1 protein-coding gene is annotated in these 300 nt (G+C 36.7%); it reads left to right on the forward strand.

Annotated elements, in window-relative coordinates; translation table 11 throughout:
- The coding region (gene folK / locus PZE06_RS28080) for a 2-amino-4-hydroxy-6-hydroxymethyldihydropteridine diphosphokinase (protein WP_275792411.1) at window positions 1-300 on the forward strand (300 nt) is incomplete at both ends.

Below are 300 nucleotides of genomic sequence, written 5' to 3' on the forward strand. Positions count from 1 at the left end.
CTACTACATCAACATTCTCAGGTTGTGTTAGTGCATTGTTCTTCTATTTATGAGACTGATCCGGTCGGCTATACTGACCAGGATCCATTTTTAAACATGGTGATTCAGATTAAAACAGTGTTAAAGCCTTTTGAATTATTGGATTGCTGTTTGCAAATTGAAAAGAATCTTGGGAGAAAAAGGATTGTTCGATGGGGACCAAGAATTATAGACCTTGACACTCTTCTCTACAACCAAGAAAATATTAAATCAGAGAAACTTATTGTTCCTCATCCGCGGATGCATGAAAGAGCTTTTGTT

The sequence above is a fragment of the Robertmurraya sp. DFI.2.37 genome, from assembly GCF_029211245.1.
Classification (GTDB): Bacteria; Bacillota; Bacilli; order Bacillales; family Cytobacillaceae; genus Robertmurraya; species Robertmurraya methanolica_A.